Below are 23869 nucleotides of genomic sequence, written 5' to 3' on the forward strand. Positions count from 1 at the left end.
CGGACCTCCTCAGACGACCACGGACGGGGGGAGCGTGATGACGAAGCGGGCGCCGTGCGGCGGGGCCGGCCGGTCGTGCTCGACCGTGACCGTGCCGCCGTGGGCGGTGACGATCGCCTCGACGATGGAGAGGCCCAGGCCGAACCCCTCGTCCTCCTGGCGCACCGAGCTGCGCCCGAACCGCTCGAAGACGGTGGCCCGGTCGGCCTCGGGGACGCCCGGGCCGCCGTCGCGGACCCACAGCCGCACCTCGCCGGTGTCCGCGGCGGACGACCCCAGGGCGACCTCGTCGCCCGGTGCGGTGTGCTTGACGGCGTTGTCGGCGAGCTGGAGCAGGGCCTGGGTGAGCCGCTGCCCGTCGACCCGGACGACGACGTCCGCGGCGCCGTCGAGGCGCCAGTCGCGGTCGCCGAGCCCGCGCACCTTGGCGAGGACGTCCTCGGTGAGCTCGCCGAGGTCGACCTCGGTGGGGAGCACGAAGTCGGGCCGGTCGGACTTCGCGAGCAGGATGAGGTCGCCGACGAGGCGCGCCATCCGGTCGATCTCGTCGAGCAGCAGCGCACGGGTCTCGGCGACGTCCGCGGGGTCCTCGACGTCGACCAGCTCGAGGTGGCCGCGGAGGACGGTGAGCGGGGTGCGCAGCTCGTGGCCGGCATCGTCGAGGAAGCGGCGCTGCTCGACGAACGCGGTCTCCAGCCGGTCCAGCATCCCGTTGAGGGTGCGGGTGAGCGCGGTGATGTCGTCGTTGCCGGACTCGGGGATCCGGCGCGAGAGCTCGGTGCCGCGCAGGTCGTCGGCGGTGCTGCGCAGCACGCGCAGGGGCGCCAGCAGCCGGCCGGACTGCCACGCCGCGACCGCGACCACCAGCAGCGTCAGCAGTGCGGCGACGACGGCGTAGGTGCGCATCGTGCCGAGCAGCTCGGACCGGTCCTCGTCGAGGTAGACCGCCACGAGGAGGGCGCCCTCCTGGCCGCCCTGGCGGACCGGTTGGGCGGCCACCAGCACCCGCCCCTGCGCCGTGTCGACCCGCGCCGACCCGCCCGCGGCGACCAGCGGCCGGGCGGCCGCCAGGAACGCCCGGTCGCGGTAGAGCGGGTCGTCGCCGGGGAAGCGCGCGACCGGGGCGTCCCCGACCCACCCGATGAGCGCCTCGTCGTCGTCGGGGACGTTGCGGGAGAGGAACAGCCGCAGCAGCGCCTCGATGGTCGCGAACGGCTGCCCGGTCGTCGGGTCGATGCCGTCGCCCTTGAGCCGCGCGAACTCGTCGAGCTCCTGGTCGACCTCCTCGACCGTCTGCGCCTCGACCCGCTGCGACTCCACGGCGTAGACCAGCAGGCCCGCCGCGCTGAGGGCGCCGAGCACCAGGAGCGCGACGGTCGTGGTGATCCGCGCGCGCACGGAGAACCCCGTGCGCGCGGCCCGGGGTCCGGTCGGGGCGGGCACGTCGTTCAGTCGTCGTCCCCGCGGTCGTCCCCGCGGTCGTCCCCGCGGTCGTCGTCGCGCTCGTCCTCGTCGATGTCGTCGGGCTCCGGGCTCACGACCGGTACGTCGCCGGGACCGCCGTCCTCGGTGCCGCGGCCGCTCGGGCGGCCGCCGTCCGGCGTCGGCGACGGGGAGGGACGCGGGCTGAGCGTGGTGCCCGGCGAGGGCGGCCGGGACGGGGCGTCCTGGATGACGATGACCTCGCGCGGGGCGGGGTCCTCGGCGCTCGACGCGGCGAGCGACCCGGCGACGTACCCCCCGACGGGCAGGACGACCGCCAGCGCGAGGAGGGACTTCCACAGCGGGCTCATGGTGACCACGATCCTGCCCGACGATGGGCGGGCGGTGAGACCACCATGAGAGGACTCTCACCGGGAAGGGCCGCCGGATGCGCAGGCGGGGGCCGGGTACCCGGGGAGGACCTGTCCCCGCAACCCGAGGAGTCACCCGTGGCCGACGCGCCGCACCACGACCAGCTTCCGCTTCCCGACTACGACCACCTGCCGGTGGGTCCGCTCGAGGGCCGCATCCGGTCGATCGACGGAGCCGGGCTCGAGGCACTGCTCGCCTACGAGCGCGCGCACGCCGACCGGGTCCAGGTGGTCCAGCTGCTGGAGAACCGGCTCGAGGCCGTCCGCGGCGGCGCGCCCCTCTCGGGCGGGTCGCCGCTGGCGAACGCCCCCGAGGCCGACCCCGGTCCGCAGACCGGGGCGCAGGGCGGTGCCTCGCTCACCGAGGGGCCGGCGATGAACCCGCCGTCCCAGGGCGTGCCGACGAACCCCGCCCAGCCGCGCTGAGCGGGGCCCGCCGCACCGCTGGCCGGCGGGGGCCCGTCACACCGTGACGGGCTTCCCGCCGGTGACGGCGATGACCTCCCCGGTGATGTAGCTGGCGTCCGCGGAGGCGAGGAACACGAACGCCGGCGCGACCTCGGCCGGCTGCCCGGCCCTCTGCAGCGGGGTGTCCTCGCCGAAGGTCTCGACCTTCTCCTCGGGCATCGTCGCCGGGATGAGCGGGGTCCAGATCGGGCCGGGCGCCACCGCGTTGACGCGGATGCCCTGCTCGCCCAGCTGCGCGGCCAGGCCGCGCGTGAAGTTGGCGATGCCCGCCTTGGTGGTCGCGTAGTCGAGCAGCGGCACCGACGGCGAGGACGCCTGCACGGACGTCGTGTTGATGATCGACGAGCCCTCGCCCAAGTGGGGGAGCGCCATCTTGCACAGCCAGAACATCGCGTAGATGTTCGTCTTCATCACCCGGTCGAGCTGCTCGGTGGTGATGTCGGCGATGCCGCCGGGCTGCGACATCTGGTACGCCGCGTTGTTGACCAGCACGTCGATCCGGCCGAGCTCGCGGACCGCCGTGTCGACCAGCTCCCGGCAGGCCTCCTCGGAGGTCAGGTCGCCCGGCACGGTGACCGCGCGACGCCCCGCCTCCTCGACGAGCCGGGCGGTCTCCCGGCCGTCCTCGTCCTCGCCCTCGAGGTAGGCCAGCACCACGTCGGCACCCTCCCTGGCGAAGGCCAGCGCGACCGCGCGACCGATCCCGGAGTCGCCGCCGGTGATCACCGCGACCTTGTCCTTCAAGCGGTCGCTGCCGCGGTAGCTGCGCTCCCCGTGGTCGGGCTCCTGGCCCATCTCCCGCGTGACCGACTCCTCCGATCCCGGCGGGGGGAGCTGCTCGCCCTCGGTGTCGGGCTGCTCGTGGGCGCCGTGCTTCTCGCCGAGGTCGCTCTCGCTCATCGGTCCGTCCTCTCGTGGGGGGTGTTCAGGAGTCCTGGCTGCCGACGGTCGGCTGGTCCCAGCGCAGGAGCGCGGCGACCGGCTCACCGCCCATCGCCTGGTGGGGGCTCACGGTGACCGAGGCGTCGGTGAGGACCGCGGCGGCGATCAGGGCCTGGTCGGCGCGCAGCGGCTGGGCGGGGACGCCGTCGCCGAGGTGGAGTCCCTCGTACTTCGACGGGTCCAGCTCGACCTCCGCGGCCTTGGTCGGGTCGAGCAGGAGGGTGTCGACCTGCCCGCGGACGAAGGCGTCCGCGACGTCGTCGATCCCGCTGGCGACGGCCTCGCCGCGACCCAGCCGCTCGCGCAGCTCGTGGACGGCGCCGAGCCGGCGCTGGACGACCTGCTCCATCAACGCCTCGCGGATCGCCCGCTGCAGCGCCTCGTCGCCGCCGTCCTCGGCGCGCTGGCCGCTGCTGAGCTCGACGACCTCGGCGGGCGAGCCCTCGAGCTTGTCCTTGACCATGCCCTTGGACTGCGGGTCGCCGGCGAGCAGCACCAGGCGGTGGCCCGCGCGGACGTGCGAGGTGATCGCGTCGACGACCTCCTCGGCGCTGTCGCGCCAGGCGTTCTCGGCTCGCAGCTCGTAGTGCTTCTGGGCCCACCCGCCGACCGAGACCTTGTTGATGTCGTCGGCGCGCTGGTCGTCGACCTCGATGCTCTGCTCCTCCAGCGCCGTCGGCACGTCGGAGACGTGCACCGCCACGTCGCCACCGGTGTGGTCGACGACCGCCAGCACGAACGACACCGTGCTGTCCCGGTGCTCGACCCAGGCGGCGAGGTCCGGCAGCGGGCCCCACGTCGCGACCGGCTGGTCGACCTGGACCGAGGCCACCTCCTCGAGCACCACGCCGTCGGCATTGGCGACCACGAGCCGGCCGACCGGCGCCGGCTGGTCGGCCGGCTCGGACAGCACGCGGGTCACCGTCTCGACGACGGCGTCGTCGGCGCCCTGCTCGCGCAACTGGTCGGCGGCGGCACGCACCCGGAGCTCGTGTTCGTGCTCGCCGTTCTCGGTGCCGTGGCTGACGTCGACGAACGCGGTGGCGAAGGGCCCGGCCGCCTGCTTGATCTTGCTGAAGTCGGTGGTGTCCATGGGTCGACGGTTCCCCGCCGCCGCTGCCGGATACGGCGGCCGACCGTGCCCGACGGCACCGGCCTAGAGTGGCCCACGCCACGTCGTACGCGTCCGCTCTGGAGGTCCCGTGCTCGTCCCGTTCAGCGTCTCCGACTTCATCGACCGAGCGGTCACGGTCTACCCCGACCGCACCGCCGTCGTCGACGAGCCGCAGCAGCCTGCGCCGTCGCTGGGCACGCCGACGTACCGCGAGCTCGGCGACCTCGCCGCGCGCCAGGCCGCGCACCTCGACGAGCTCGGCATCGGCGTCGGCGAGCGGGTGGCGGTCGTCAGCCACAACAGCGCCCGGCTGCTCGGCTCGTTCTTCGGGGTCGCCGGGTCCGGCCGTGTGCTGGTGCCGGTGAACTTCCGGCTGCGCCCCGACGAGGTGCGCTACATCGTCGAGCACTCCGGCGCCCGCGCGCTCTACGTCGACCCCGAGCTCGAGGACGCGCTCGGCGGGGTCGTCGCCGAGCACCGGTTCACGCTCGGCCACGACGAGGACCTGTACGCCGCGCCCGGTGCGACGCCGCGGGCGTGGGAGCCCGACGAGAGCGCGACGGCGTGCATCAACTACACCTCGGGCACGACCGCCCGGCCCAAGGGCGTGCAGATCACCCACCGCAACATCTGGGTCAACGCGGTCACCTTCGGCCTGCACGCCGGCCTGACCGACCGCGACGTCTACCTGCACACCCTCCCGATGTTCCACGCCAACGGCTGGGGCATGCCGTTCGCGACGACCGGCCTGGGCATCAAGCAGGTCGTCATCCGCAAGATCGACGGCGCGGAGATCCTCCGTCGCGTGCGCGACCACGGCGTGACCGTCATGTGCGCCGCGCCGGCCGTCGTCGCCGCGGTCCTCGACGCGCTGCCGACGTGGGAGGGCGAGGTGCCCGGCCGGGACCGCGTCCGGATCATCGTCGCCGGCGCACCGCCGCCGACGCGCACGGTCGCGCGGGTCGAGGAGGAGCTGGGCTGGGAGTTCATCCAGATCTACGGCCTCACCGAGACCTCGCCGCTCCTGACGGTCAACCGGACGCGCGCGGAGTGGGACGACCTCTCCGCCGAGGAGCGCGCCGCCAAGCTGGTGCGGGCCGGCGCGCCCGCCCTCGGCGTACGGCTCTCGACGGGGCCCGAGGGCGAGGTGCTCGCCCGGTCGAACGTCGTCATGGACGGCTACTGGGAGCAGCCCGAGGAGTCCGCGACAGCGCTCGACGGCGGGTGGTTCCACACCGGCGACGGCGGCACGATCGGCGACGACGGCTACCTGACGATCTCGGACCGCAAGAAGGACGTGATCATCACCGGCGGCGAGAACGTCTCCTCCATCGAGGTCGAGGACGTGCTGTTCTCCCACCCCGCGGTCGCGGAGGTCGCCGTGATCGGCGTCCCCAGCGAGAAGTGGGGCGAGACGATCAAGGCCCTCGTCGTGCTCGCCGAGGGCGCGTCGGCCACCGAGGCCGAGCTGATCGCCTGGTGCAAGGACAAGGCGGCGGGCTACAAGGCGCCGACGTCGGTCGAGTTCCGCGAGGAGCTCGCCCGCACCGCGACCGGCAAGCTGCAGAAGTTCAAGCTGCGCGCGGAGTACTGGCAGTCCCAGGAGCGCCAGGTCAACTAGCCCCGCCGTCGGTCGGCCGCGGGGGTGACCTCGCCGGTCAACGGGTCGACGACGTCGCCCGGCCGGTCGACCAGGATCGGTCCGACCACGGCCCGGTCCTCGACGACCTCGCCCGGCTCCACGACGTGCTGGCCCGCCCAGACCTCGCCCGCCTCGAGCGCGGTCGTGCGGGACCCCAGGAACGCGTACGTCGTCGGGTCGAGCAGCAGCTCCGAGCGGACGCGCATGCCGTCGGCGCCATCGCCCTCGAAGGTGATGGCGACGACGGCGCGACCGAGCAGGTCCGGCGGGGCGTCCAGGTCGACGTCGACCCCCGGGATGGTGGCCAGCGCCCGGAACAGGTCGGCCAGCGTGGGGGAGGGCAGGAGGCGTCGGGCGAGGACGTCGGCGACGGCGTCGAAGTCGCGGGCGGCCGCCGAGTCGCCGTCGGGGTCGGCGAGCTCGCTGTCGGCGAGGGCGTCGAGCAGCGCGTCCGGCGCCGAGGGCAGGGCCGTTGCGGCGTCGTAGTCGGACTCGGGCGTCGCGTTCCGTGCGAGCAGCTCCGGCTCGACCGTGGCGACGGAGACGTCCGACAGGTCGTCGGAGGACGCGTCGGCGTACCTGCTGCCGTCGAAGGTGACCCACCCGTAGCCCCGCAGCGCGGGATCCGGGTCGAACGGGACGCCCGGGGCGGTGGTGGCAGCCGTGGAGTAGTAGAGCCACTGCCGGTCGCCGGGACGAGGTGCGCCGGCGGCCTTGACCGTGGTCGCGGCCCGCTCGAGGAGCGCGGCGGCTCGGCTCGGCGGCGCGGCGGGCCCGGACTGGAGCGCCACGAGGGTGCCCGTGGCCACGACGACGGCAGCAGCCGCCAGCCACGGTGTGGTCCGGCCCCGGCGGGCGGATTCGACGGCGGCGGCCGCGGTGCCGGCGGTGCCGGCGGCGGCGAAGTCGATCGGGGGCAGGGGGTGCTCCGCCGGGGCGTCCGAGCGGAAGGACCGGACGAGGTCGAGGTCGCTCATGAGCGGGTCTCCTGGGAGTCGAGCGGGAGTGAGGTCGGGGCGGCGTCGGGGGCGGTCGCGGGCACGTCGGGCGGGCGTCCGGGAACGTGGTCGGCGACGGCCTCGCGCACCTTGCGGCGGGCGCGGTGCAGCCGGGAGCGGACGGTGCCGACCGGGAGGCGCAGGGCCTGGGCGACCTCGTCGTAGGTGAGGTCGGCCCACGCCACCAGCAGCAGCGTGTCCCGGTCGCCCGGGGAGAGGGACGCGAGCGCCTCCGCGAGGGGCCGGCTCAGTGCCTCGGCGGCCAGCCGTTGGTCGGCCCGCTCGACCCAGGAGTCCGCGACCTCGTCGACGCCGGTCCGGGCCAGCGCCCTGAGCGCCCGGACCTCGGCTCGCCGGTGCCGGGCTGCGAGGTTGCTGGCGATGCCGTAGAGCCACGGCCGGGCGTGCGGCGCCCGGGCGGCGTCGAACCTGTCGCGGACCCGGAACGCCGTCGTGAAGGTGTCGGCCGTGAGGTCGTCGGCGATGTCGACGCCCAGACGACGGGCGAGGTAGCGGTGGATCGCCGGCCCGTGCCGTGCGTACAGGTCACCGAACTCGGACGGGTCCACCACCGACGCGGCGATGATCTGGGCGTCCGAGCGCACGGGATCGATGGGGATCACGACCTCTGTTGCCCGCTGGACGCCTGCGGGTTCACGCCTCGCCCGGTCCTGGGCAGCGTCGCCCTGCGGGGGCCGGCCGTGCGAGCACCCGTGGAGCCTAGGCCGGCGGCGGTCGTCCGCGAGCCGCGAGCCGGGGCCGGGGGTCGCTGTCGGCTCACGGGGTTTCGACAACGCTCGCTGGCGCTCGCTGCTCAACCGGCGGAGGGTCGGCCGCGAGCCGCGAGCCGGGGCCGGGGGTCGCTGTCGGCTCACGGGGTTTCGACAACGCTCGCTGGCGCTCGCTGCTCAACCGGCGGGGGTGGGCCGTGAAGCGCGACCCGGGGCCGGGGGGTCGCTGTCGGCTCACGGGGTTTCGACAACGCTCGCTGGCGCTCGCTGCTCAACCGGCGGGGGTGGGCCGTGAAGCGCGACCCGGGGCCGGGGGGTCGCTGTCGGCTCACGGGGTTTCGACTCGCTCGCTGGCGCTCGCTGCTCGACCGCGGGGGTCGTCCGGCGACGGCGGCGGATCACCTGCGGGGCGCGGGGCACCGGCGGGCCATGACCGAGCAGAGCAACGAGGACCTGTCGCCGCTGGACCTCTCGGAGGTCGCCGACGAGTCGGCGGAGGAGTCGACCGGGCACGAGCGGGCGATCGTGGGCGACGGGCCCGGCGGGGACACCGTGCCGGAGGACGACGCGCAGTAGCGCGCGACGACCCCGGTCGACGGCAGAGGCGTCAGCCGCGGACGTCGAGGACGACCTCGAACTCCAGCAGCGAGGCGCCGGTGGAGACCGGGCCACCGGCGGGGGCGCCGGCGTGCGCGGCACGGGCGTCGCCGTCGCGCCAGGCCTCGAACGACGCGTCGTCCTCCCAGTGCGTGACCACGAAGTAGCGGTCCTCGCCGGCGACGGGGCGCAGCAGCTGGAAGCCGAGGAAGCCGGGCGTGCCCTCGACGGCGCCGGCGCGGGCGGCGAACCGCTTCTCGAGCTCGGGACCGGCCTGCGGGGGGACGGAGATGGCGTTGATCTTCACGACGGGCATGGTCCCGAGCCTAGGGAGGGCCCGGCGATAGCCTGACGCGGTGCCCGCCCTGAAGGACGTCGTCGACCTGCTGCACACGTGGTACCCGCCGGCCACCGCCGAGGCCTGGGACGCCGTCGGCCTCGTGCACGGCGACCTGGCGGCGCCGGTGGCGAAGGTGATGCTCGCCGTCGACCCCACCGAGCTCGTCGCGCACGAGGCCGCCGCGTGGGGCGCCGACCTGCTCGTCGCGCACCACCCGCTGTTCCTCAAGCCCGTGCACGGCTTCACGACGGAGACGCCGAAGGGCCGCACGCTGACCACGCTCAGCCGCGCGGGGTGCGCGCTCCTGGCGGCGCACACCAACGCCGACCAGGCCGTTGGCGGGGTCTCGGAGTCCATGGCGCTGGCGCTCGGCCTCACCGACCTCCGCCCGCTGGTGCCGGCGCCGGCCGCGCCGCTGGACAGGCTGACGGTGTTCACGCCGGCCGACAGCGCGGACGCGGTCCGCGCCGCGCTCGCCGAGGCCGGGGCCGGGCAGCTCGGCGACTACGACCAGGCCTCGTTCACCAGCGCGGGGGAGGGCCGCTTCCGGCCGCTGCCCGGCGCGGACCCGACCATCGGCGAGGTCGGGCGAGCCGAGGTGGTCGACGAGGTGAGCATCCAGGTGGTCCTGCCGCGCGGGCGGCGTACGGCGGTCGTCCGGGCGCTGCTCGCGGCGCACCCCTACGAGGAGCCGGCGTACGACGTCGTCGAGGTCGCCGACCCCGGGACCGCGACCACCGGCACCGGGCGGGTGGGCGAGGTCGCGCCGATGACCCTGCGGGCGTTCGCCGAGCGGGTCCGCGACGCACTGCCGGCGACCGCCCACGGCGTGCGCGTGGGCGGCGACCCCGACCGGGAGGTACGTCGCGTGGCGCTCTGCGGCGGGGCCGGCGACTTCCTGCTGGACCGGGTCCGGGGGAGCGACGTCGACGTGTACGTGACCAGCGACCTGCGTCACCACCCCGCGGCCGAGTTCCTGGAGCACGGCGGCCCGGCGCTGGTCGACGTGGCGCACTGGGCGGCGGAGTGGACCTGGCTGCCGGTGCTCGAGAGGCGGCTCCAGGCGGCCCTGGGCGGTACGGTGAGCACCCGCGTGAGCACGACGTCCACCGACCCGTGGACCTTCCGCGCCTGACCCCATCTGAACAAGGAGTGTTCCGCTGAAAGCCGACCCCGCCGCCCAGCTCGCGCTGCTCGAGGTCCAGGAGATCGACGCCCGGCTCGACCAGCTGCGCCACCAGCGGTCCCACCTGCCCGAGCTCGCCGAGATCGCCGACCTCGAGGCCAGCCGGAAGGGCGTCGACGACCAGGCCCGGGACGCTCGGATCCTCGTCGACGACCTGACCGCGGAGCAGGCCAAGGTCGACGCCGACGTCGAGGCGGTCCGCACGCGCCGCACCCGCGACCGCGACCGGATGGACCAGGGACTGGTCAGCAACCCCAAGGACCTCGAGCGGATGCAGCGCGAGCTGGAGTCCCTCGAGCGCCGGATCGGGTCGCTGGAGGACGACGAGCTCGAGGTCATGGAGAAGCTCGAGGAGGCGCAGCGCGCGCTGGCCCACCTCGACGAGCAGCTCCGGGCGCACGACGAGCGGCTGGCGGCGCTGGCCGCCGAGCGCGACCGCCGCTTCACCGAGATCGACGCCGAGCTCGCGACCGTCGAGGGCGGCCGCGGCGCGAAGGTCGAGGGCGTCCCCACCGACCTCCTCGCCCTCTACGACAAGCTGCGGGCCAGCAAGGGCGGGGTCGGCGCCGCCGAGCTGCGCGCCCGCCAGTGCGGCGGCTGCCGGCTGACGCTGGACAACGCCGAGCTCGCGGTCATCGCGCGCACCCCGGTCGACCAGGTCGTCCGGTGCGAGGAGTGCTCGCGGATCCTCGTGCGCACGCCCGAGTCGGGGCTGTGACGCACCACGACTCGGTCGTCGTCGAGGCCGACGGCGGGTCGCGCGGGAACCCCGGCCCGGCGGCGTACGGCGCCGTGCTCAAGGACGCCACCACCGGTGCGGTCATCGCCGAGGACGGCACGACGATCGGCCGGGCGACCAACAACGTCGCGGAGTACTCCGGCCTGATCGCCGGCCTCAGGCTCGCCGTCGAGCACGCACCCGGCGCGACGGTCGAGGTCCGGATGGACTCCAAGCTCGTCGTCGAGCAGATGTCGGGCCGCTGGAAGATCAAGCACCCCGACATGCAGCCGCTGGCCGCGGAGGCCAAGCAGCTCGCACCGGCCGGCACGACGTACACCTGGGTCCCGCGCGCCCGGAACTCCCACGCCGACCGGCTCGCGAACGAGGCGCTCGACGGTCTCCGCTCGGGCGTGACGGTCGCGGGGGAAGAGCCCGACGAGGACTCGCTGATCGAGGAGATCGAGAGCCCCGACGCGGCCGCCGCGGGCGACCCGCCCGCCTCCGTCCAGTCGCAGGCACGCGGCTGGTCGGCTGGCACCGGCGCGCCGACGACGCTCGTGCTGGTGCGCCACGGCGTCACCGCGCACACCAAGGAGAAGCGGTTCTCCGGCGGGCTCGCCAGCGCCAACCCGGGGCTCAGCGAGGAGGGCCGGGCCCAGGTCCGGTCCACCGCGGACTGGCTCAGCCCGTTGGCCGAGCGGGTCGACGCCGTCGTCGCGAGCCCGGTACGCCGCACCCGGGAGTCCGCCGAGATCGTCGCGGAGGTCCTGGGTCGCCCGCTGCAGGAGGAGCCCGGCTTCGCCGAGATGGAGTTCGGCTCGTGGGACGGGCTGACCTTCGGCGAGGTCGCCGAGCGGGACAAGGCCGGCCTCGACGCCTGGCTGGGCTCGCTCGACGTCCCAGCCGGCGGGGGCGAGTCGTTCCGCGCCGTCGAGGAGCGGGTGCTCGCGGGGCTCGACCGCGTGCTGGACGCCCACGCCGGCCGCACGGTCGTGGTGGTCAGCCACGTCACGCCGATCAAGACGCTCGTCGCGCACGCGGTCCAGGCGCCGCTGGACGCGGTGTTCCGCATGGAGCTCACGCCGGCGTCGGTGACGGTGCTGTCGTTCTACCCCGAGCCCGACGGCCGCGGCCGGCGCGGCTCGATGCGGCTCTACAACGCCCTCCCGCCCGGAAACGGCGTGGTGGACGAGCTCGGTCGCTGGTAGACAACCGCGGGTGCTCGCCCGCCACCACCAGGTCGCCCTGCTGGACCCGACCCTCACCCGGGTCCTGACCGTCCCGACCGAGGCCGGTCCGCGCCTCGTCGCGCTCGAGCACCGGTGGCCCGACCACCGGGACCTGGTCGCTGCGGTCGGCGACCCCGGCGCGTTCGTCGCGGGGCCGCCGTGGCGCGAGGACGACGGCACGATCACCAACGTGCTCGTCGGCGACGGGGGCACCGACCGGAGCGACGCGACCTGGTGGCCGCTCGACGACCTCACCCCGCTCGGGCTCCGCCCGGGGCAGGAGGCCGGGCTGCGCCGTGCGGTCGCCGAGCGCCTCGACGGCGCGCCCGACGACGGCCGCTCGGCCTGGTGGCTCCCGGGCTGGCGGGAGCAGGTGACCGCGTGGCTCGACGAGGTGCTCCCGCTGCACGGCCACGCCCGGTCCGGGGACCCCGAACCGGTCAAGGTGTGGAGCCTCTCGGCGGTCCTGCGGCTGCCGGTCGAGGCGGGCGAGCTGTGGTTCAAGGCGACGTGCCCGGGCTTCCACGACGAGCCGGCCCTGACGCAGGCGGTCGCCGGCCTCGCCCCGGACCTGCTCCCGCGCGTGCTCGCCGTCGAGCCGACCGGTCCTGGATGCTGATGGAGCCGCTGCCGCGCGCCGAGGACGCCACCCCGGCCGAGGACGCGCCGGTGGTCGCCCGCGCCCTGGCCCGCCTGCAGCTCGAGACGCTCGGGCACACCGCGGACCTGCGGAGCGCAGGGCTCCCCGACCGTGGTCTCGAGGCGACGGTCGCGGGCCTGCGGACGGTGTGCCGCGACAGCGTCGAGCGGGCGTGGATGAGCGAGGAGCAGCAGGCTGCCGCCGTCGAGCTGGAGCCGTGGCTCGTCGAGCAGTGCCGGACGCTGTGGTCGGCCGGCCTGCCCGACACGCTCGCGCACGGCGACCTGCACCTGGGCAACGTCTCCTGGGACGGCACCCGGCCGGTCCTCTACGACTGGACCGACGCCTGCCTGACCCACCCGTTCCTCGACGCCCGCCACCTCGCCGACAGCGCCGCGGAGACGGGCGGCGAGGAGGCGCGGACCGCGGTGTGGGAGGCGTACGCCGAGGCGTGGCGCGCGGCGTACCCGGGGGTCGACGTCGATGCCGCCTGGGCTCGCGTGCGGGCGGTCGAGGCGGCTTTCCAGGCGATCAGCTACGAGCAGATCTACCGCGCCCAGCCGGAGCGCTCGCGCTGGGAGCTGGCGACGGTCGTCGTGGGGATCCTCGACAAGCTCGCCGGCGTCAGGGCCGAGCAGGCCGCTACAGCTCGCTGACGACCACGTCGAGCTGGGTGCCCTTCGCGGTGGGCTCGCCGACCTCGACGGTCCACCCGAGGTCGCGCAGCACCTCGGCGAGCGCGGCCGGCGTGCGCGGGTCGCGGCCGTCCTCCAGCAGCGCCCGGACGATCCGGCCCTTGGTGGCCTTGTTGAAGTGGCTGACGACCTTCCGCGTGTCACCGACCTCGTGCAGCACGCGCACCGTCGCGGTGCGGGCGGCGAGGTCCCGCTCGGGCCGCCAGAACGCGACGTACGTCGTGCTGCGCAGGTCCACCAGCAACCCCCGGCCGAGCGCCTCGGCGACGGCCGGTGCGAGCGCCTCGCGCCACACGCCGGCCACCGGGCCGAGACCGGGCAGCGAGACGTCGCCGGAGAGGCGGTACGCCGGGACCCGGTCGCCGAGGCGGACCATCCCGAACAGGCTGGAGACCACCGCGACCCGCGTGCCGGCACGCCGCTTCGCGCCCGCGCTCAGCGTGGTGGCGTCCAACGCGTCGTACACCACGCCGGAGTAGACCCGGTCCGCGCGCGCCGTCGCCGCGTCGCGCAGCAGCGCGTTCCGCTCGACCAGGTCGGCCTGCGAGGGGCCGAGCCCGAGCACCGTCACCGCCTCGGCCGCGTTGCCGGAGCAGAGGCCGACGAGCGCGGTCAGCACCCGCTCCCGGGCGTCGGTGAGGACCGGCGAGGAGAGCCCGGCCAGGTCGAGCGGTGCGCCTCGGCGCGGGGCGGTCTTGCCCTCGCTCGGCGGGAGCAGGATCAGCACCGGCCTAAGGTACGAGCATGCCGAGCAACCGCGTGGTCCGGGTCCGCACGAGGCAGGACGGGGTGGCGGCCGCCCGCCTGCGGGAGGGGATCGAGGCGATCCGGGAGGAGCTCGGCGTCACGCCGGACTTCCCGCCCGAGGTCGAGGAGGCAGCCGCCCGCGCGGCCGCCGCGCCGCGCCTCCCGGAGCTGGACCGGACGGACCTGCCGTTCGTCACCATCGACCCCGAGGGCTCGATGGACCTCGACCAGGCGCTGCACATCGAGCGCGCGCCGGAGGGGGACGCGGACGGCGGGTACGTCGTCCACTACGCGATCGCGGACCTGCACGCGTTCATCAGCCCCGGCGACCCGGTCGACGAGGAGTCCCACCGGCGCGGGGAGACGCTCTACGGCGCGGACTCCAAGATCCCGCTGCACCCGAAGGTGATCTCCGAGGACGCCGGCTCCCTGCTGCCCGACCAGGTCCGGCCGGCCCTGCTGTGGACGATCCGCGTCGACGCCCAGGGCGAGGGCACGGCCGTCCACGTCGAGCGCGCGCTGGTCCGCTCGCGGCGCCGGCTGACGTACGTCGAGGCGCAGGCCGCGGTCGACGACGGCACCGCCGAGGAGGTGCTCGTGCTGCTCGGCGAGGTCGGTCGGCTCCGCATGGCCCGCGAGGCGGCCCGCGGCGGGGTGTCGCTGCCGCTGCCCGAGCAGGAGATCGACATCGAGGGCGACCACTGGCGCCTCGAGCTGCGCCGCCAGCTGCCGGTCGAGGAGTGGAACGCGCAGATCTCGCTGCTCACCGGCTTCGCGGCCGCCTCGCTCATGGTCTACGCCCGCGTCGGGCTGCTCCGCACCCTGCCGCCGCCGGACCCGCGCGACGTGCAGCGGCTCCACCGCACCGCCCGCGCGCTCGGCATCGAGTGGCCGGCCGAGCAGCTCTACCCCGACTTCATCCGGTCGCTGGACCCCGAGCTTCCCCACCATGCGGCGATGGTGGTGGCCTCGACCCGGCTGCTGCGGGGGAGCGGGTACGTCGCTCTCGACGGCGAGGTCCCCGAGCAGCCGCTGCACGCGGCGCTCGCCTCGGAGTACGCCCATGTCACCGCGCCGCTGCGGCGGCTGGGGGACCGGTACGCCGGCGAGGTCTGCCTCGCGCTGTGCGCCGGCACGGAGGTGCCGGACTGGGTCCGCGAGCGGCTGCCCGGCCTGCCCGCGACGCTCCAGGGGTCCGGCCAGCGCGGCAACCGCTACCAGCGCGCGGTCGTCGACCTCGTCGAGGCCGGCGTGCTCGCGCCCCGGGTCGGCGAGGTGTTCGCCGGCGTCGTGGTCGACGTCGACGAGGACGACCCGCGCGCGGGCGACGTCGCGGTCGAGGCCGTCGCCGTCGAGGCGCGGGTCACCGCGACCGAGGACCTGCCGCTCGGGACCGACGTACGCGTCCGGCTCGTGACCGCCGACGTCGAGTCGCGCCGGGTCGCCTTCGAGCTGGTCGAGGACGCGGCTCAGGCGTAGCGCAGCACCTGAAGGAGCACGATCAACGACAGCACCACCACGCAGGTCACGGTGTAGGACCACAGGTCTGATCCCTCGTCCTGCGGTGACGTCATCTGCCCTCCCGGGGCTCGTCGGCTGTGGCAGGCTCAACGACGCTCGGGCGCACCGGTGACGCCCGACCGACATCGGAGGCCCCGTGCTCCCTCGCCCGCCCGCCCGGCTCGCAGCGCTGCTCGTCCTCCTCGTCGGCCTGACCGGCGTCGGGGTGGTGCCCGCGGGCGCCGACGGGGACCGCCGGACCCCGGTCGCGACCCGCGAGGTCCAGTCGGCGCGCGCCGCCCTGGCCTCCGCGCAGGACGCGCTCGCCGGTGACGGCCGCGAGGTGACGATCGCGCTGCGCGACCTCGCGTTGCAGCGGTCGCGGCTCACGGGCTCCGACCGCGCGGCGGCCGACCGCATCCTGGCGCGGCCCACCGACGGCCCGCTCGACCCCGACGGCTACGGCCTCTTCGCCGACCCGCAGCGGGCCTGCACCGCCGTGTGCGTCCATTGGGTCGAGAGCGGCCGGCACGCCGTGCCGAGTGCGGACGCCGACACCGACGGGCGGCCGGACTACGTCGAGCGCGCGCTCGCGGTCCTGACCAAGGTCCACCGCACCTACGTCCGCGCCGGCTACCGGCCGCCGAACGGCGACGGCTCGCTGGGCGGCGACAAGCGCCCCGACGTCTACCTCGCCGACATCGGCAGCCAGGCGATCTACGGCTACTGCACCTCCGACGAGGACATCCCCTCCGGCGGTCCCTTCGACGTGTGGGCCTACTGCGTCCTCGACAACGACTACGACCCCGCGCAGTTCCCCCAGAACAACCCGCTCGACAACCTGCGCGTCACTGCGGCCCACGAGTACTTCCACGCCGTCCAGTACGGCTACGACGCCGCCGAGGACAGCTGGCTGCTCGAGGCGACCGCGACCTGGGCCGAGGACGAGCTCTACACCGACGTCGACGACAACGTGCAGTACCTCGGCCAGTCCCCGTTGAGCCAGCCGCGCGCGTCCCTCGACGTCTCCGGCGGCCTGCAGATGTACGGCGGCTGGGTGTTCTTCCGCCACCTGACCGAGCGCTTCCCGCGCGCCAAGGGCGGCCTGCCCACCTTCGTCCGCGACGTGTGGCGCCAGGCCGACGGCAGCCGCGGCGCCCCGGACCGCTGGTCGGTCCAGGCCGTCGACCGGGTCCTGCGCAAGCGGGGCACCAGCCTGCGCGCGGCGTTCGCGCGCTTCGCCGCGGAGAACCGCCGGGCCCGCACGACGTACGCCGAGGGGCGGGCCAACGACTACCCGAACGCGCCGCTGGCCGACCGGGCGGTCCTCGGGCGGGGCGCGTCCACCGGCTGGGGCTCCCTGCGGCTGGACCACCTCGCCGCCTCCACCATCCGCGTCCGCCCCGGTGCGGGCGTGCCGCGCTCCGGGCGGCTCTCGCTGCAGCTCGACCTGCCGTCCGCCGCCCGCGGCGGCACGGCCGTGGTGACCAGCAAGCCGCGCGGCGGGTCGGTGCGGACCCGCCTCGTGCGCACCGACCGCGACGGCGACGCCACCCTGCGGGTGCCGTTCGGGTCGACGGCGTGGGTGGAGGTCACGCTGGCCAACACGAGCAGCCGCTACCGCTGCTGGCAGGCCACGTCGTTCGCGTGCATGGGCCTCCCGCTCGACGACGGGCGCGAGTTCCGGGTCCGGGCGACCGCCGGCCGCTGACCGCCGGCCGCTGACCGGCGGCCCCACCCGGCTGCTCACCAGGGGAGCGCGTCAGCGGCGCACCAGGCGGCGTACCGCCCAGGCCGCGCCGAGCGCGCCGGCCACCCACGGCGCACCGTTGACGACCGGGTCGATCGCCTGGTGGCGGATGTCGGAGCGCCCCTGGCCGAACCGCGAGCCGCCGTGCCGCAGCTCGGCGCGGATGCCGGTCTCGGTGACGGGGTTATCGGGCCGCAGGGTGGCGAAGGACCGCACGACGTGCTCGGTGACGTCGACCCGGTCGGCGGCGAGGAGCAGCAGCCAGTGCATCGCCTTGCCCTCGCTGTGCCGGCGGTAGGCGTAGCGCCGGACGGCCCCGGAGAGGCCGTGCAGCGGCTGCGCCGTGCCGAAGACAGGGGTCAGCATCCCGTGCTCGATCGAGCGCTCCCGCTCGCCGTGCTCGGGCTGCGGCTCGGGCAGGTCCCAGTGGGCGCCGGTGTCGGCGGCGACCTCGCGGGGGTACGACGGCCGGTCGGCCGGGTCGAGGTCGGCGCCCCATCCGGGGATGCGGGCCCGCAGCTGCTCGGGCGTCTCGGGCAGCGGCGGCTTGCGGTGGGTGTAGACCGGCGGGTGCTCGGTGTCGGTGCGCTCCATGACGGTCCTCTCAGCTCGCGTCGGGGATGATGACGGTCTTGATGCAGCCGTCGAGCTTGGCCGAGAACAGGTGGTAGGCCTCGTCGATGTGCTCGAGCGGGATGCGGTGCGTGACGATGTCGCTGGGCTTGAAGTAGCCGTTCCTGACGTGCTCGAGGAGCCGCGGCCACTGGCGCTTCACGGGGCACTGGTTCATCCGCAGGGTGAGCCCCTTGTTGAGGGCGTCGCCGAACTTCACCGAGCTGAACATCGGCCCGTAGGCGCCCACCACCGAGATCACGCCGCCCTTGCGGGCCCCGTCGATCGCCCAGTTCAGCGCGACGGGCGACCCGCCCTGGAGCTTGAACCGGGCGGAGGTGAGGTGCTGGGTCATGTTGCCGTCGGCCTCCGCGCCGACCGCGTCGATGACGGCGTCGAAGCCGAGGTGGTCCGTCTGCCTCTTCATCTCCAGGACGACGTCGTCGACCTCGGTGAAGTTGATCGTCTCGGCGTGCGCGAAGGTGCGCGCCTTCTCCAGCCGCTCGGGCAGCTGGTCGATCACCACCACGCGCCCGGCGCCCATCAGCCATGCGCTCCGCGCGGCGTACAGCCCAATCGGGCCGGCGCCCAGCACGGCGACGGTGTCGCCCTCGGCGATCTCCGCGAGCTGGGCACCGAAGTACGCCGTCGCGAGCGCGTCGGTCATCAGCAGCGCGTCCTCGTCGTCGAGCCAGTCGGGGATGACCGAGGGGCCGACGTCGGCGAACGGCACCCGGACCAGCTCGGCCTGCCCGCCGTCGTACCCGCCGGTGGTGTGGGAGTAGCCGTAGATCGCGCCGACCGCCGTGGCGTTCGGGTTGACGTTGTGGCAGTTGGAGTAGAGGCCGCGGGCGCAGAAGAAGCAGGACCCGCAGAAGATGTTGAACGGCACCATCACCTTGTCGCCGACCTGCAGGTTCTGCACCGAGGAGCCGATCTCCTCGACCACGCCGATGAACTCGTGGCCGAACGTGTGGCCGACCCGGGTGTCCGGCATCATCCCGTGGTAGAGGTGCAGGTCGGACCCGCAGATCGCGGCGCGGGTGACGCGGACGATCGCGTCGTTGGGGTGCTCGATGCGCGGGTCGGGCTTCTCCTCCACGCGCACGCGGTAGGGGCCGCGGTAGACCATCGCTCGCACGGTGGTGCTCCTGTCGACGGGGGGTGGGGTGGCGGCGGGGTACCCGCCTGCCGGGACCGGCAGACAGGACCGGGCCGGGTTGCGCCGTTCGGTCACGGGGGCGGGCCGCTTCGTGGGACGATCGCTCGTCGACGAGTCCCGAGGGTGGCGTGGTGGAGATGCGGTCGAGCACGGCCGAGGGGCGTGCGACGCCTGCCCTCGACGAGGACACCGACCGGCTGCGCTGGGAGGTCGCCGTCGCGGCCAGCGGGATCGGCGCGTTCGACTGGGACCTCCTCACCGGTGAGCTGCGCTGGGACGACCGGGTGCTCGAGGTCTTCGGCCTCGACCGGGCGACCTTCAGCGGCACGATCGAGTCCTTCGACGCCGCCGTCCACCCCGAGGACCTGCCACGCGTCCAGGCGGCCCAGGCGCTCGCCATCGAGGGCTGCCGGGAGTACGCCGCGGAGTACCGCGTGCTGCGCCCCGACGGCGAGACCCGATGGGTGGTCGCGCGCGGCCGCGCGGTGCCCGGTCCCGACGGGCGCGCCGCCCGGCTGCTGGGCGCCGCCTTCGACAACACCGCCGTGCAGGACGGCGAGGCCCGCGTGCAACGCGTGCTCGAGGCCATGCCCACCGCGTTCTTCCACCTCGACCACGAGTGGCGCTTCACCTACGCCAACCGCGTCGCGCACGGGCTCCTCGGCAACGTCACCCAGCGCCTGGTCGGCGGTGTGCTGTGGGAGCTGTTCCCTGCTGCCGTGGGCGGCGACTTCGAGCGCCACTACCGGGCGGCGGCCGCGACCGGTGAGCCGGTGACGTTCGACGCCTACTACCCGGCCCCCCTCGACGCCTGGTACGAGGTGCGGGCCTGGCCCACGCCGGACGGGCTGTCGGTCTACTTCAACGACGTCACCGACCGCCACGCCGCCCAGCTGCTGCTGGCGCGCGACGGCCGGCGCACCGCGCTGCTCGCCGCGGCCTCCGAGGCGCTCACCAGCACCCTCGACCCCGAGGTCGGGGTCGGCCGGCTCGCCCAGGTCCTCGTGCCCGAGGTCGCCGACTGGTGCGTGGTCACGCTCGTCTCCGACGCGCCCCGCGGCGGCTGGCGCGAGCGGCTGCGCGACGTCGGGTGGTGGCACCGCGACGCGGCGCGCCGGCCGATGCTCGACCGGTACGCCGAGATGCGGATCCCGTCGCTGACCGACGCCTCGTTCGTCGCCCGCGCCCTGGCCGCCGAGGAGGCCCTGCTCGTCTCGTCCGGTGCGACCGCCGCGATCGAGCGGGTGCTCGCGCCGGGGGAGGCCCGCGCGCTCGTCCAGCAGCTCGAGCCCGGCTCCGCGGTGATCGTCCCGCTGCGCGGCCGCGGCCGCACCGTCGGGCTCGTCTCGCTCTTCCGCGGCGCCGACCGCGCGACCTTCGACGAGGACGACCTGGCGCTCGTGCAGGAGGTCGCCGTCCGCGCGGGCGTGCACGTCGACAACGCCCGGCTCTACGCCGAGCAGCGCGACCTCGCCGCCGCCCTGCAGCGCAGCATGCTCACCGCGCCGCCGGAGTCCGAGACGCTCGAGGTGGTCGTGCGCTACGAGGCGGCCGCCCAGGCCGCGCAGGTCGGCGGCGACTGGTACGACGCGTTCCGCCAGGCCGACGGCTCGACGGTCGTCGTCATCGGCGACGTGGTCGGCCACGACGTCGCCGCCGCGGCCGCCATGGGGCAGATCCGCAGCCTGCTGCGCGGCATCGCGGTGCACACCGGTGACGGACCGGCCGCCGTGCTCCACGGCGTCGACGAGGCGATCGAGGTGCTCGACCTCGCGACGACCGCCACCGCCGCGATCGTGCGGTTCGAGCCCGGCGCCGAGCCCGGCACCACCCGGGTCCGGTGGTCCAACGCCGGCCACCCGCCGCCGGTCGTGGTCGACGAGCACGGGCAGGTGCACTTCCTCGCCGAGGACGAGGCCGGCCTGCTGCTCGGACTGCAGCCCGACCCCGACCGCGCCGAGTCCGTGGTCGAGCTGCGCCGGGGGGCGACGGTGCTGCTCTACACCGACGGCCTGGTCGAGCGTCGCGACCAGTCGATCGACGTCGGCCTCGCGCTGCTCGCCGAGCGGCTCGGGGCGCTGGTCCGCGAGGAGCGCGACCTCGAGTCGTTCAGCGACGAGCTGCTGCTCCGGATGCTGCCGTCCCGCCGCGAGGACGACGTCGCGCTGGTCGCCGTCCACCTGCGCTGAGCGGCGGCTCGCGTCCGGGCACCGACCGATGCGGGGCGCGACCCGGGGACCCCATGCCGGCCCCCGAGCCGCGCCGGCGCCGACGTCGCCGCAGAAGGGTGAGGCTCACCCTCGCTGGCGGCGTCGGACGTGGGTCCCGTAACCCTCAGCGGTCGATGGATACCCACCCGCAGGTAGGTGATCTAAAGAGGGCTCTGTCCGGGCCCCGTCCGGGCGTTCCACGAGAGCTGGTCCGGGCGCTCGGTCACCCCGTCCCGGCCGGCCCGTCGAGGTCGAGGTTCGACGCGTCGTCGTCGGTCACGAGCACCACCCGCTCGTCCGCGAGCGGCACCAGTCGGACCGCGTCGACGTCGCTCCCGCGCTCGGCCAGGACCATCTCGTTGGTCATCCGCCCGTCGGCCAGCCGGAGGACCGAGACGTACCCGGTGCGCCCGCGGCTGACGACGGTCACCACCGTCCGGCGCCCCGGCAGCCAGGTCAGCTGGCGCGGGTCGGCCGACGCGCCGGCGTACGAGCCGGGGGCGTAGTCGACGGTGTCCCGACGGCGCACGGCGGTGAGGTCGGTGACGTCGAAGAGGCCGGCCTGGGCGCCCCAGCCGCGGCTGCCACGCGGTCCGGGGACGAGGCCCTGGCCGATGCCCAGCATGCGGCGCTCGCCGAGCGGGTGGAGGTAGGAGCTGAACCCAGGGATCTTCAGCTCGCCGAGCACCCGCGGCCGCGCCGGGTCGGAGAGGTCGATCGTGTGCAGGGGGTCGACCTGGCGGAAGGTCACGAGCACGGCCAGGTCGTCGAACCACCGGACGGCGGTGATGTCCTCGCGCGGGGCGATGCCGTCGAGCCGCCCGACCTCGAGAAGCTCCTCGCCCTCGCGGCGCAGGGTCACCACCGCGTTGCCCGGCCCGGTCTCGGAGGTGGGGGAGAGGGCCAGCCGGAGCACCCCGTCGACCTCGTCCATCGCCCAGCGGTCACGGAGGGCGCCGTCGACGCGCCCGGCGCCGGCGTACCGCGTGCCGATGCCGTCGAGCGCGAAGTCGAAGACCTGCGTCGTCCCGTCGCCAGCGGGGAGCACCATCCGCCTGCTGGTGCAGGTGGCGCACCCCCAGGCCCAGGGGTCCGTGCCGGCGCCGGAGGTGGCGAGGTAGAGGTGGTCGGTCGAGGAGTACGTCGTCGAGGCGTCGGCCGCGACGGCGGTGACGTCCCACGCGGCGACGTCGTTCGCGGCGAACCCGAGCACGGTGGTCGTGCCGAGCGGCGCGGTCGTGCTCGGGACGGCGACGTCGGCGCAGTCGGAGAGCTGCTCCTCGGGGCCGCGGTCCACCGAGGCCCGGGGCAGCCAGTCGGCGACGGTGGTGTCGGCGACGATCGCCCGGTTGCGCCGCTCGGCCTCGGCGGCGGTGACGCCGCGACGACGGTCCGGCCGGACGAAGTCGAGCTCCGGCAACCCGGTCGAGACGACCAGCCGGAGGTCGTCCCCGTGCTGGCGCGCGCTCACGACCGGCGAGGTGAGGTCGACGCGCGTGCCCGCCTGCATGGCGGCCGGGTCCGCCACGTCGACGGTGAGGACCCGGGAGGGGGCCACCGCCACGACGGTGTCGCCGGCCAGGAGGATCTCCGCCTCGGTCATCCCGGGCAGGGCGACCGAGGCGATGCGCTCGACCTCCGGTCCGGTGACGTCGTACGACGTCAGCAGGCCGCGGCTGAGGCGGTAGAGCACCTCGCCGTCGGTCTTGACCAGGTCCGGCTCGTCGACGCCGGCCTCCTGGACGTTGGTGCCGGTGTCGCTGCTGGTCGCGCGCGTCACCTTCGCGGACACGGCGGGGAGGGGGGAGGCAGCCCGCGCCACTCCCGCGAAGTCCCTGGTCAGCCGGGTGAGGACGGGGTAGGTGTCCCAGCCCCAGGGGCCCACGAGCGCCTGTCCGGCGTCCACGTAGTGCTCGAGCAGCACCTCGCAGGAGCCGGCCGCGACGAGGGCGCCGGAGAACTCGGCGACGCTGCCGCGGTCGTCCGCGCCCGGGGTGCCCGGCCCGGGGTCCTGCGGCCCACCGCTCACCTGGGTGCCCGCGACGAAGGCTGCGGCCAGCGCACCGAGGGCGACCACCGTGCCGGCGGAGCGGAGCAGGGGACGCCGGCGGGACCCGCGCTGCTCGCGGCGGGCGGCGCGGAGGATGCGGTCGGTGGGGGCGGGTCCGACGGGCACGTCGTCCCAGAGGCGCTCGAGGTCGGTCACGGGTGGGTCCTCCCGGTCAGGTCGGCGAGGTGGTGGTCGGTCGCGAGCTGGGCCAGCGCCCGGGAGAGCCGGCTCTTGACGGTGCCGGGCGCCACGTCGAGCGCGGCGGCGGTCTGGGCCTCGGTGAGCTGGACGAAGTAGCGCAGCACCACCACGTCGCGGTTGACCTTGCTCAGCCCGCCGAGCGCGCGGTGCACGGCGTCGGTCACCTCGACCGCGCCGTGGGGGTCGTGCCCGCGGCCCGTGCGGTCGTGCGGCACGTCCGCGTGGGAGCGCTCGCGACGCCAGGGACGGCGGTGGCTGTCGCGGACGGTGTTGACCAGCATCCGGTAGACGTAGGCCTCCCGGTTGTCGGCGCCGGTCACCTTCGCCCACGACCGGAAGCACTTGACCAGCGTGGACTGCGCGGCGTCCTCGGCGTCGGCGAGCGAGCAGCCGAGGAAGACCGCCGCCCGCACCAGCGTCGGCCACGCCTCGTCGGCGTACGCCGCGAACTCCGTCTCGTCCATCACGGGGTAGACGCGGC

23 protein-coding genes are annotated in these 23869 nt (G+C 75.1%); 11 read left to right on the forward strand and 12 right to left on the reverse strand.

Annotated elements, in window-relative coordinates:
* Positions 1-9: 9 nt before the first annotated feature.
* Both QWY28_RS13500 and QWY28_RS13505 read right to left on the reverse strand, forming a co-directional pair.
* Positions 10-1443, reverse strand: coding sequence for a sensor histidine kinase (locus tag QWY28_RS13500; RefSeq protein WP_300953076.1), 1434 nt, complete (start codon positions 1441-1443; stop codon positions 10-12).
* A 5-nt stretch (positions 1444-1448) separates the two neighbouring features.
* Positions 1449-1793, reverse strand: a complete 345-nt coding sequence (locus QWY28_RS13505; RefSeq protein WP_300953077.1) for a hypothetical protein — start codon at positions 1791-1793, stop codon at positions 1449-1451.
* Positions 1794-1931: 138 nt separating this feature from the next.
* On the opposite strand from QWY28_RS13505, the gene QWY28_RS13510 reads away from it, so the two are divergent.
* Positions 1932-2279 carry a DUF8129 domain-containing protein gene (locus QWY28_RS13510; protein ID WP_300953078.1) on the forward strand — a complete coding sequence of 116 codons (348 nt, stop codon included), beginning with the start codon at positions 1932-1934 and terminating at the stop codon, positions 2277-2279.
* A 36-nt stretch (positions 2280-2315) separates the two neighbouring features.
* Here the strand turns inward: QWY28_RS13510 and QWY28_RS13515 are convergent, their stop codons facing one another.
* Together QWY28_RS13515 and QWY28_RS13520 are read right to left on the reverse strand one after the other, a co-directional pair.
* On the reverse strand, positions 2316-3221 hold the full coding sequence (locus tag QWY28_RS13515; RefSeq protein ID WP_300953079.1) for an SDR family oxidoreductase: 906 nt from the start codon (positions 3219-3221) through the stop codon (positions 2316-2318).
* Between the two features lie 25 nt (positions 3222-3246).
* The gene (locus QWY28_RS13520; RefSeq protein WP_300953080.1) at positions 3247-4356 is read right to left on the reverse strand and encodes a baeRF2 domain-containing protein; all 1110 of its coding nucleotides are present in this window, start codon (positions 4354-4356) and stop codon (positions 3247-3249) included.
* Between the two features lie 109 nt (positions 4357-4465).
* Between QWY28_RS13520 and QWY28_RS13525 the strand changes: the two genes are divergently transcribed.
* Positions 4466-5998, forward strand: a complete 1533-nt coding sequence (locus QWY28_RS13525) for an AMP-binding protein (RefSeq protein WP_300953081.1) — start codon at positions 4466-4468, stop codon at positions 5996-5998.
* Here QWY28_RS13525 and QWY28_RS13530 read toward each other — a convergent pair.
* Together QWY28_RS13530 and QWY28_RS13535 are read right to left on the reverse strand one after the other, a co-directional pair.
* A complete protein-coding gene (locus tag QWY28_RS13530; RefSeq protein ID WP_300953082.1) occupies positions 5995-6996 on the reverse strand; it encodes a CU044_5270 family protein in 1002 nt (333 codons plus the stop codon). The two genes, QWY28_RS13525 and QWY28_RS13530, sit on opposite strands and share 4 nt — an antisense overlap.
* The gene (locus QWY28_RS13535; RefSeq protein WP_300953083.1) at positions 6993-7640 is read right to left on the reverse strand and encodes an RNA polymerase sigma factor; all 648 of its coding nucleotides are present in this window, start codon (positions 7638-7640) and stop codon (positions 6993-6995) included. Before QWY28_RS13535 ends, QWY28_RS13530 begins: the two co-directional genes overlap by 4 nt.
* 537 nt (positions 7641-8177) lie before the next feature.
* Between QWY28_RS13535 and QWY28_RS13540 the strand changes: the two genes are divergently transcribed.
* A complete protein-coding gene (locus QWY28_RS13540) occupies positions 8178-8324 on the forward strand; it encodes a hypothetical protein (RefSeq protein WP_300953084.1) in 147 nt (48 codons plus the stop codon).
* A gap of 31 nt (positions 8325-8355) precedes the next feature.
* On the opposite strand, the gene QWY28_RS13545 is transcribed toward QWY28_RS13540, so the two are convergent.
* Positions 8356-8661 carry an antibiotic biosynthesis monooxygenase family protein gene (locus QWY28_RS13545; protein ID WP_300953085.1) on the reverse strand — a complete coding sequence of 102 codons (306 nt, stop codon included), beginning with the start codon at positions 8659-8661 and terminating at the stop codon, positions 8356-8358.
* Positions 8662-8701: 40 nt separating this feature from the next.
* Between QWY28_RS13545 and QWY28_RS13550 the strand changes: the two genes are divergently transcribed.
* The 5 genes from QWY28_RS13550 (at position 8702) to QWY28_RS13570 (ending at position 13117) form a co-directional block, all read left to right on the forward strand.
* Complete coding sequence (locus QWY28_RS13550; RefSeq protein ID WP_300953086.1) at positions 8702-9820, forward strand: Nif3-like dinuclear metal center hexameric protein; 1119 nt, start codon at positions 8702-8704, stop codon at positions 9818-9820.
* Positions 9821-9893: 73 nt separating this feature from the next.
* A complete protein-coding gene (locus QWY28_RS13555; RefSeq protein ID WP_439117256.1) occupies positions 9894-10589 on the forward strand; it encodes a zinc ribbon domain-containing protein in 696 nt (231 codons plus the stop codon).
* Complete coding sequence (locus QWY28_RS13560) at positions 10586-11800, forward strand: bifunctional RNase H/acid phosphatase (protein WP_300953088.1); 1215 nt, start codon at positions 10586-10588, stop codon at positions 11798-11800. Before QWY28_RS13555 ends, QWY28_RS13560 begins: the two co-directional genes overlap by 4 nt.
* 10 nt (positions 11801-11810) lie before the next feature.
* Positions 11811-12440 carry a hypothetical protein gene (locus QWY28_RS13565; RefSeq protein WP_300953089.1) on the forward strand — a complete coding sequence of 210 codons (630 nt, stop codon included), beginning with the start codon at positions 11811-11813 and terminating at the stop codon, positions 12438-12440.
* Positions 12434-13117, forward strand: a complete 684-nt coding sequence (locus QWY28_RS13570; RefSeq protein ID WP_300953090.1) for a phosphotransferase family protein — start codon at positions 12434-12436, stop codon at positions 13115-13117. Before QWY28_RS13565 ends, QWY28_RS13570 begins: the two co-directional genes overlap by 7 nt.
* Here QWY28_RS13570 and yaaA read toward each other — a convergent pair.
* Positions 13104-13883, reverse strand: coding sequence for a peroxide stress protein YaaA (yaaA, locus tag QWY28_RS13575; RefSeq protein WP_300953091.1), 780 nt, complete (start codon positions 13881-13883; stop codon positions 13104-13106). The two genes, QWY28_RS13570 and yaaA, sit on opposite strands and share 14 nt — an antisense overlap.
* A 17-nt stretch (positions 13884-13900) precedes the next feature.
* Between yaaA and QWY28_RS13580 the strand changes: the two genes are divergently transcribed.
* On the forward strand, positions 13901-15382 hold the full coding sequence (locus QWY28_RS13580; protein WP_300953092.1) for an RNB domain-containing ribonuclease: 1482 nt from the start codon (positions 13901-13903) through the stop codon (positions 15380-15382).
* Positions 15383-15560: 178 nt separating this feature from the next.
* A complete protein-coding gene (locus QWY28_RS13585; protein WP_300953093.1) occupies positions 15561-17114 on the forward strand; it encodes an MXAN_6640 family putative metalloprotease in 1554 nt (517 codons plus the stop codon).
* 51 nt (positions 17115-17165) lie between these two features.
* Here the strand turns inward: QWY28_RS13585 and QWY28_RS13590 are convergent, their stop codons facing one another.
* Together QWY28_RS13590 and QWY28_RS13595 are read right to left on the reverse strand one after the other, a co-directional pair.
* Positions 17166-17747, reverse strand: coding sequence for a hypothetical protein (locus QWY28_RS13590; protein ID WP_300953094.1), 582 nt, complete (start codon positions 17745-17747; stop codon positions 17166-17168).
* Between the two features lie 10 nt (positions 17748-17757).
* Positions 17758-18897, reverse strand: a complete 1140-nt coding sequence (locus tag QWY28_RS13595; RefSeq protein WP_300953279.1) for a zinc-dependent alcohol dehydrogenase — start codon at positions 18895-18897, stop codon at positions 17758-17760.
* 167 nt (positions 18898-19064) lie between these two features.
* On the opposite strand from QWY28_RS13595, the gene QWY28_RS13600 reads away from it, so the two are divergent.
* Positions 19065-21116 carry a SpoIIE family protein phosphatase gene (locus tag QWY28_RS13600; RefSeq protein ID WP_300953280.1) on the forward strand — a complete coding sequence of 684 codons (2052 nt, stop codon included), beginning with the start codon at positions 19065-19067 and terminating at the stop codon, positions 21114-21116.
* A gap of 244 nt (positions 21117-21360) precedes the next feature.
* Here the strand turns inward: QWY28_RS13600 and QWY28_RS13605 are convergent, their stop codons facing one another.
* A complete protein-coding gene (locus tag QWY28_RS13605; RefSeq protein ID WP_300953095.1) occupies positions 21361-23343 on the reverse strand; it encodes a beta-propeller domain-containing protein in 1983 nt (660 codons plus the stop codon).
* Complete coding sequence (locus QWY28_RS13610) at positions 23340-23852, reverse strand: RNA polymerase sigma factor (RefSeq protein WP_300953281.1); 513 nt, start codon at positions 23850-23852, stop codon at positions 23340-23342. The genes QWY28_RS13605 and QWY28_RS13610 overlap by 4 nt, the downstream gene beginning before the upstream one ends.
* Positions 23853-23869 lie beyond the last annotated feature (17 nt).

The sequence above is a fragment of the Nocardioides oceani genome (assembly GCF_030412965.1).
Lineage (GTDB): Bacteria > Actinomycetota > Actinomycetes > Propionibacteriales > Nocardioidaceae > Nocardioides > Nocardioides oceani.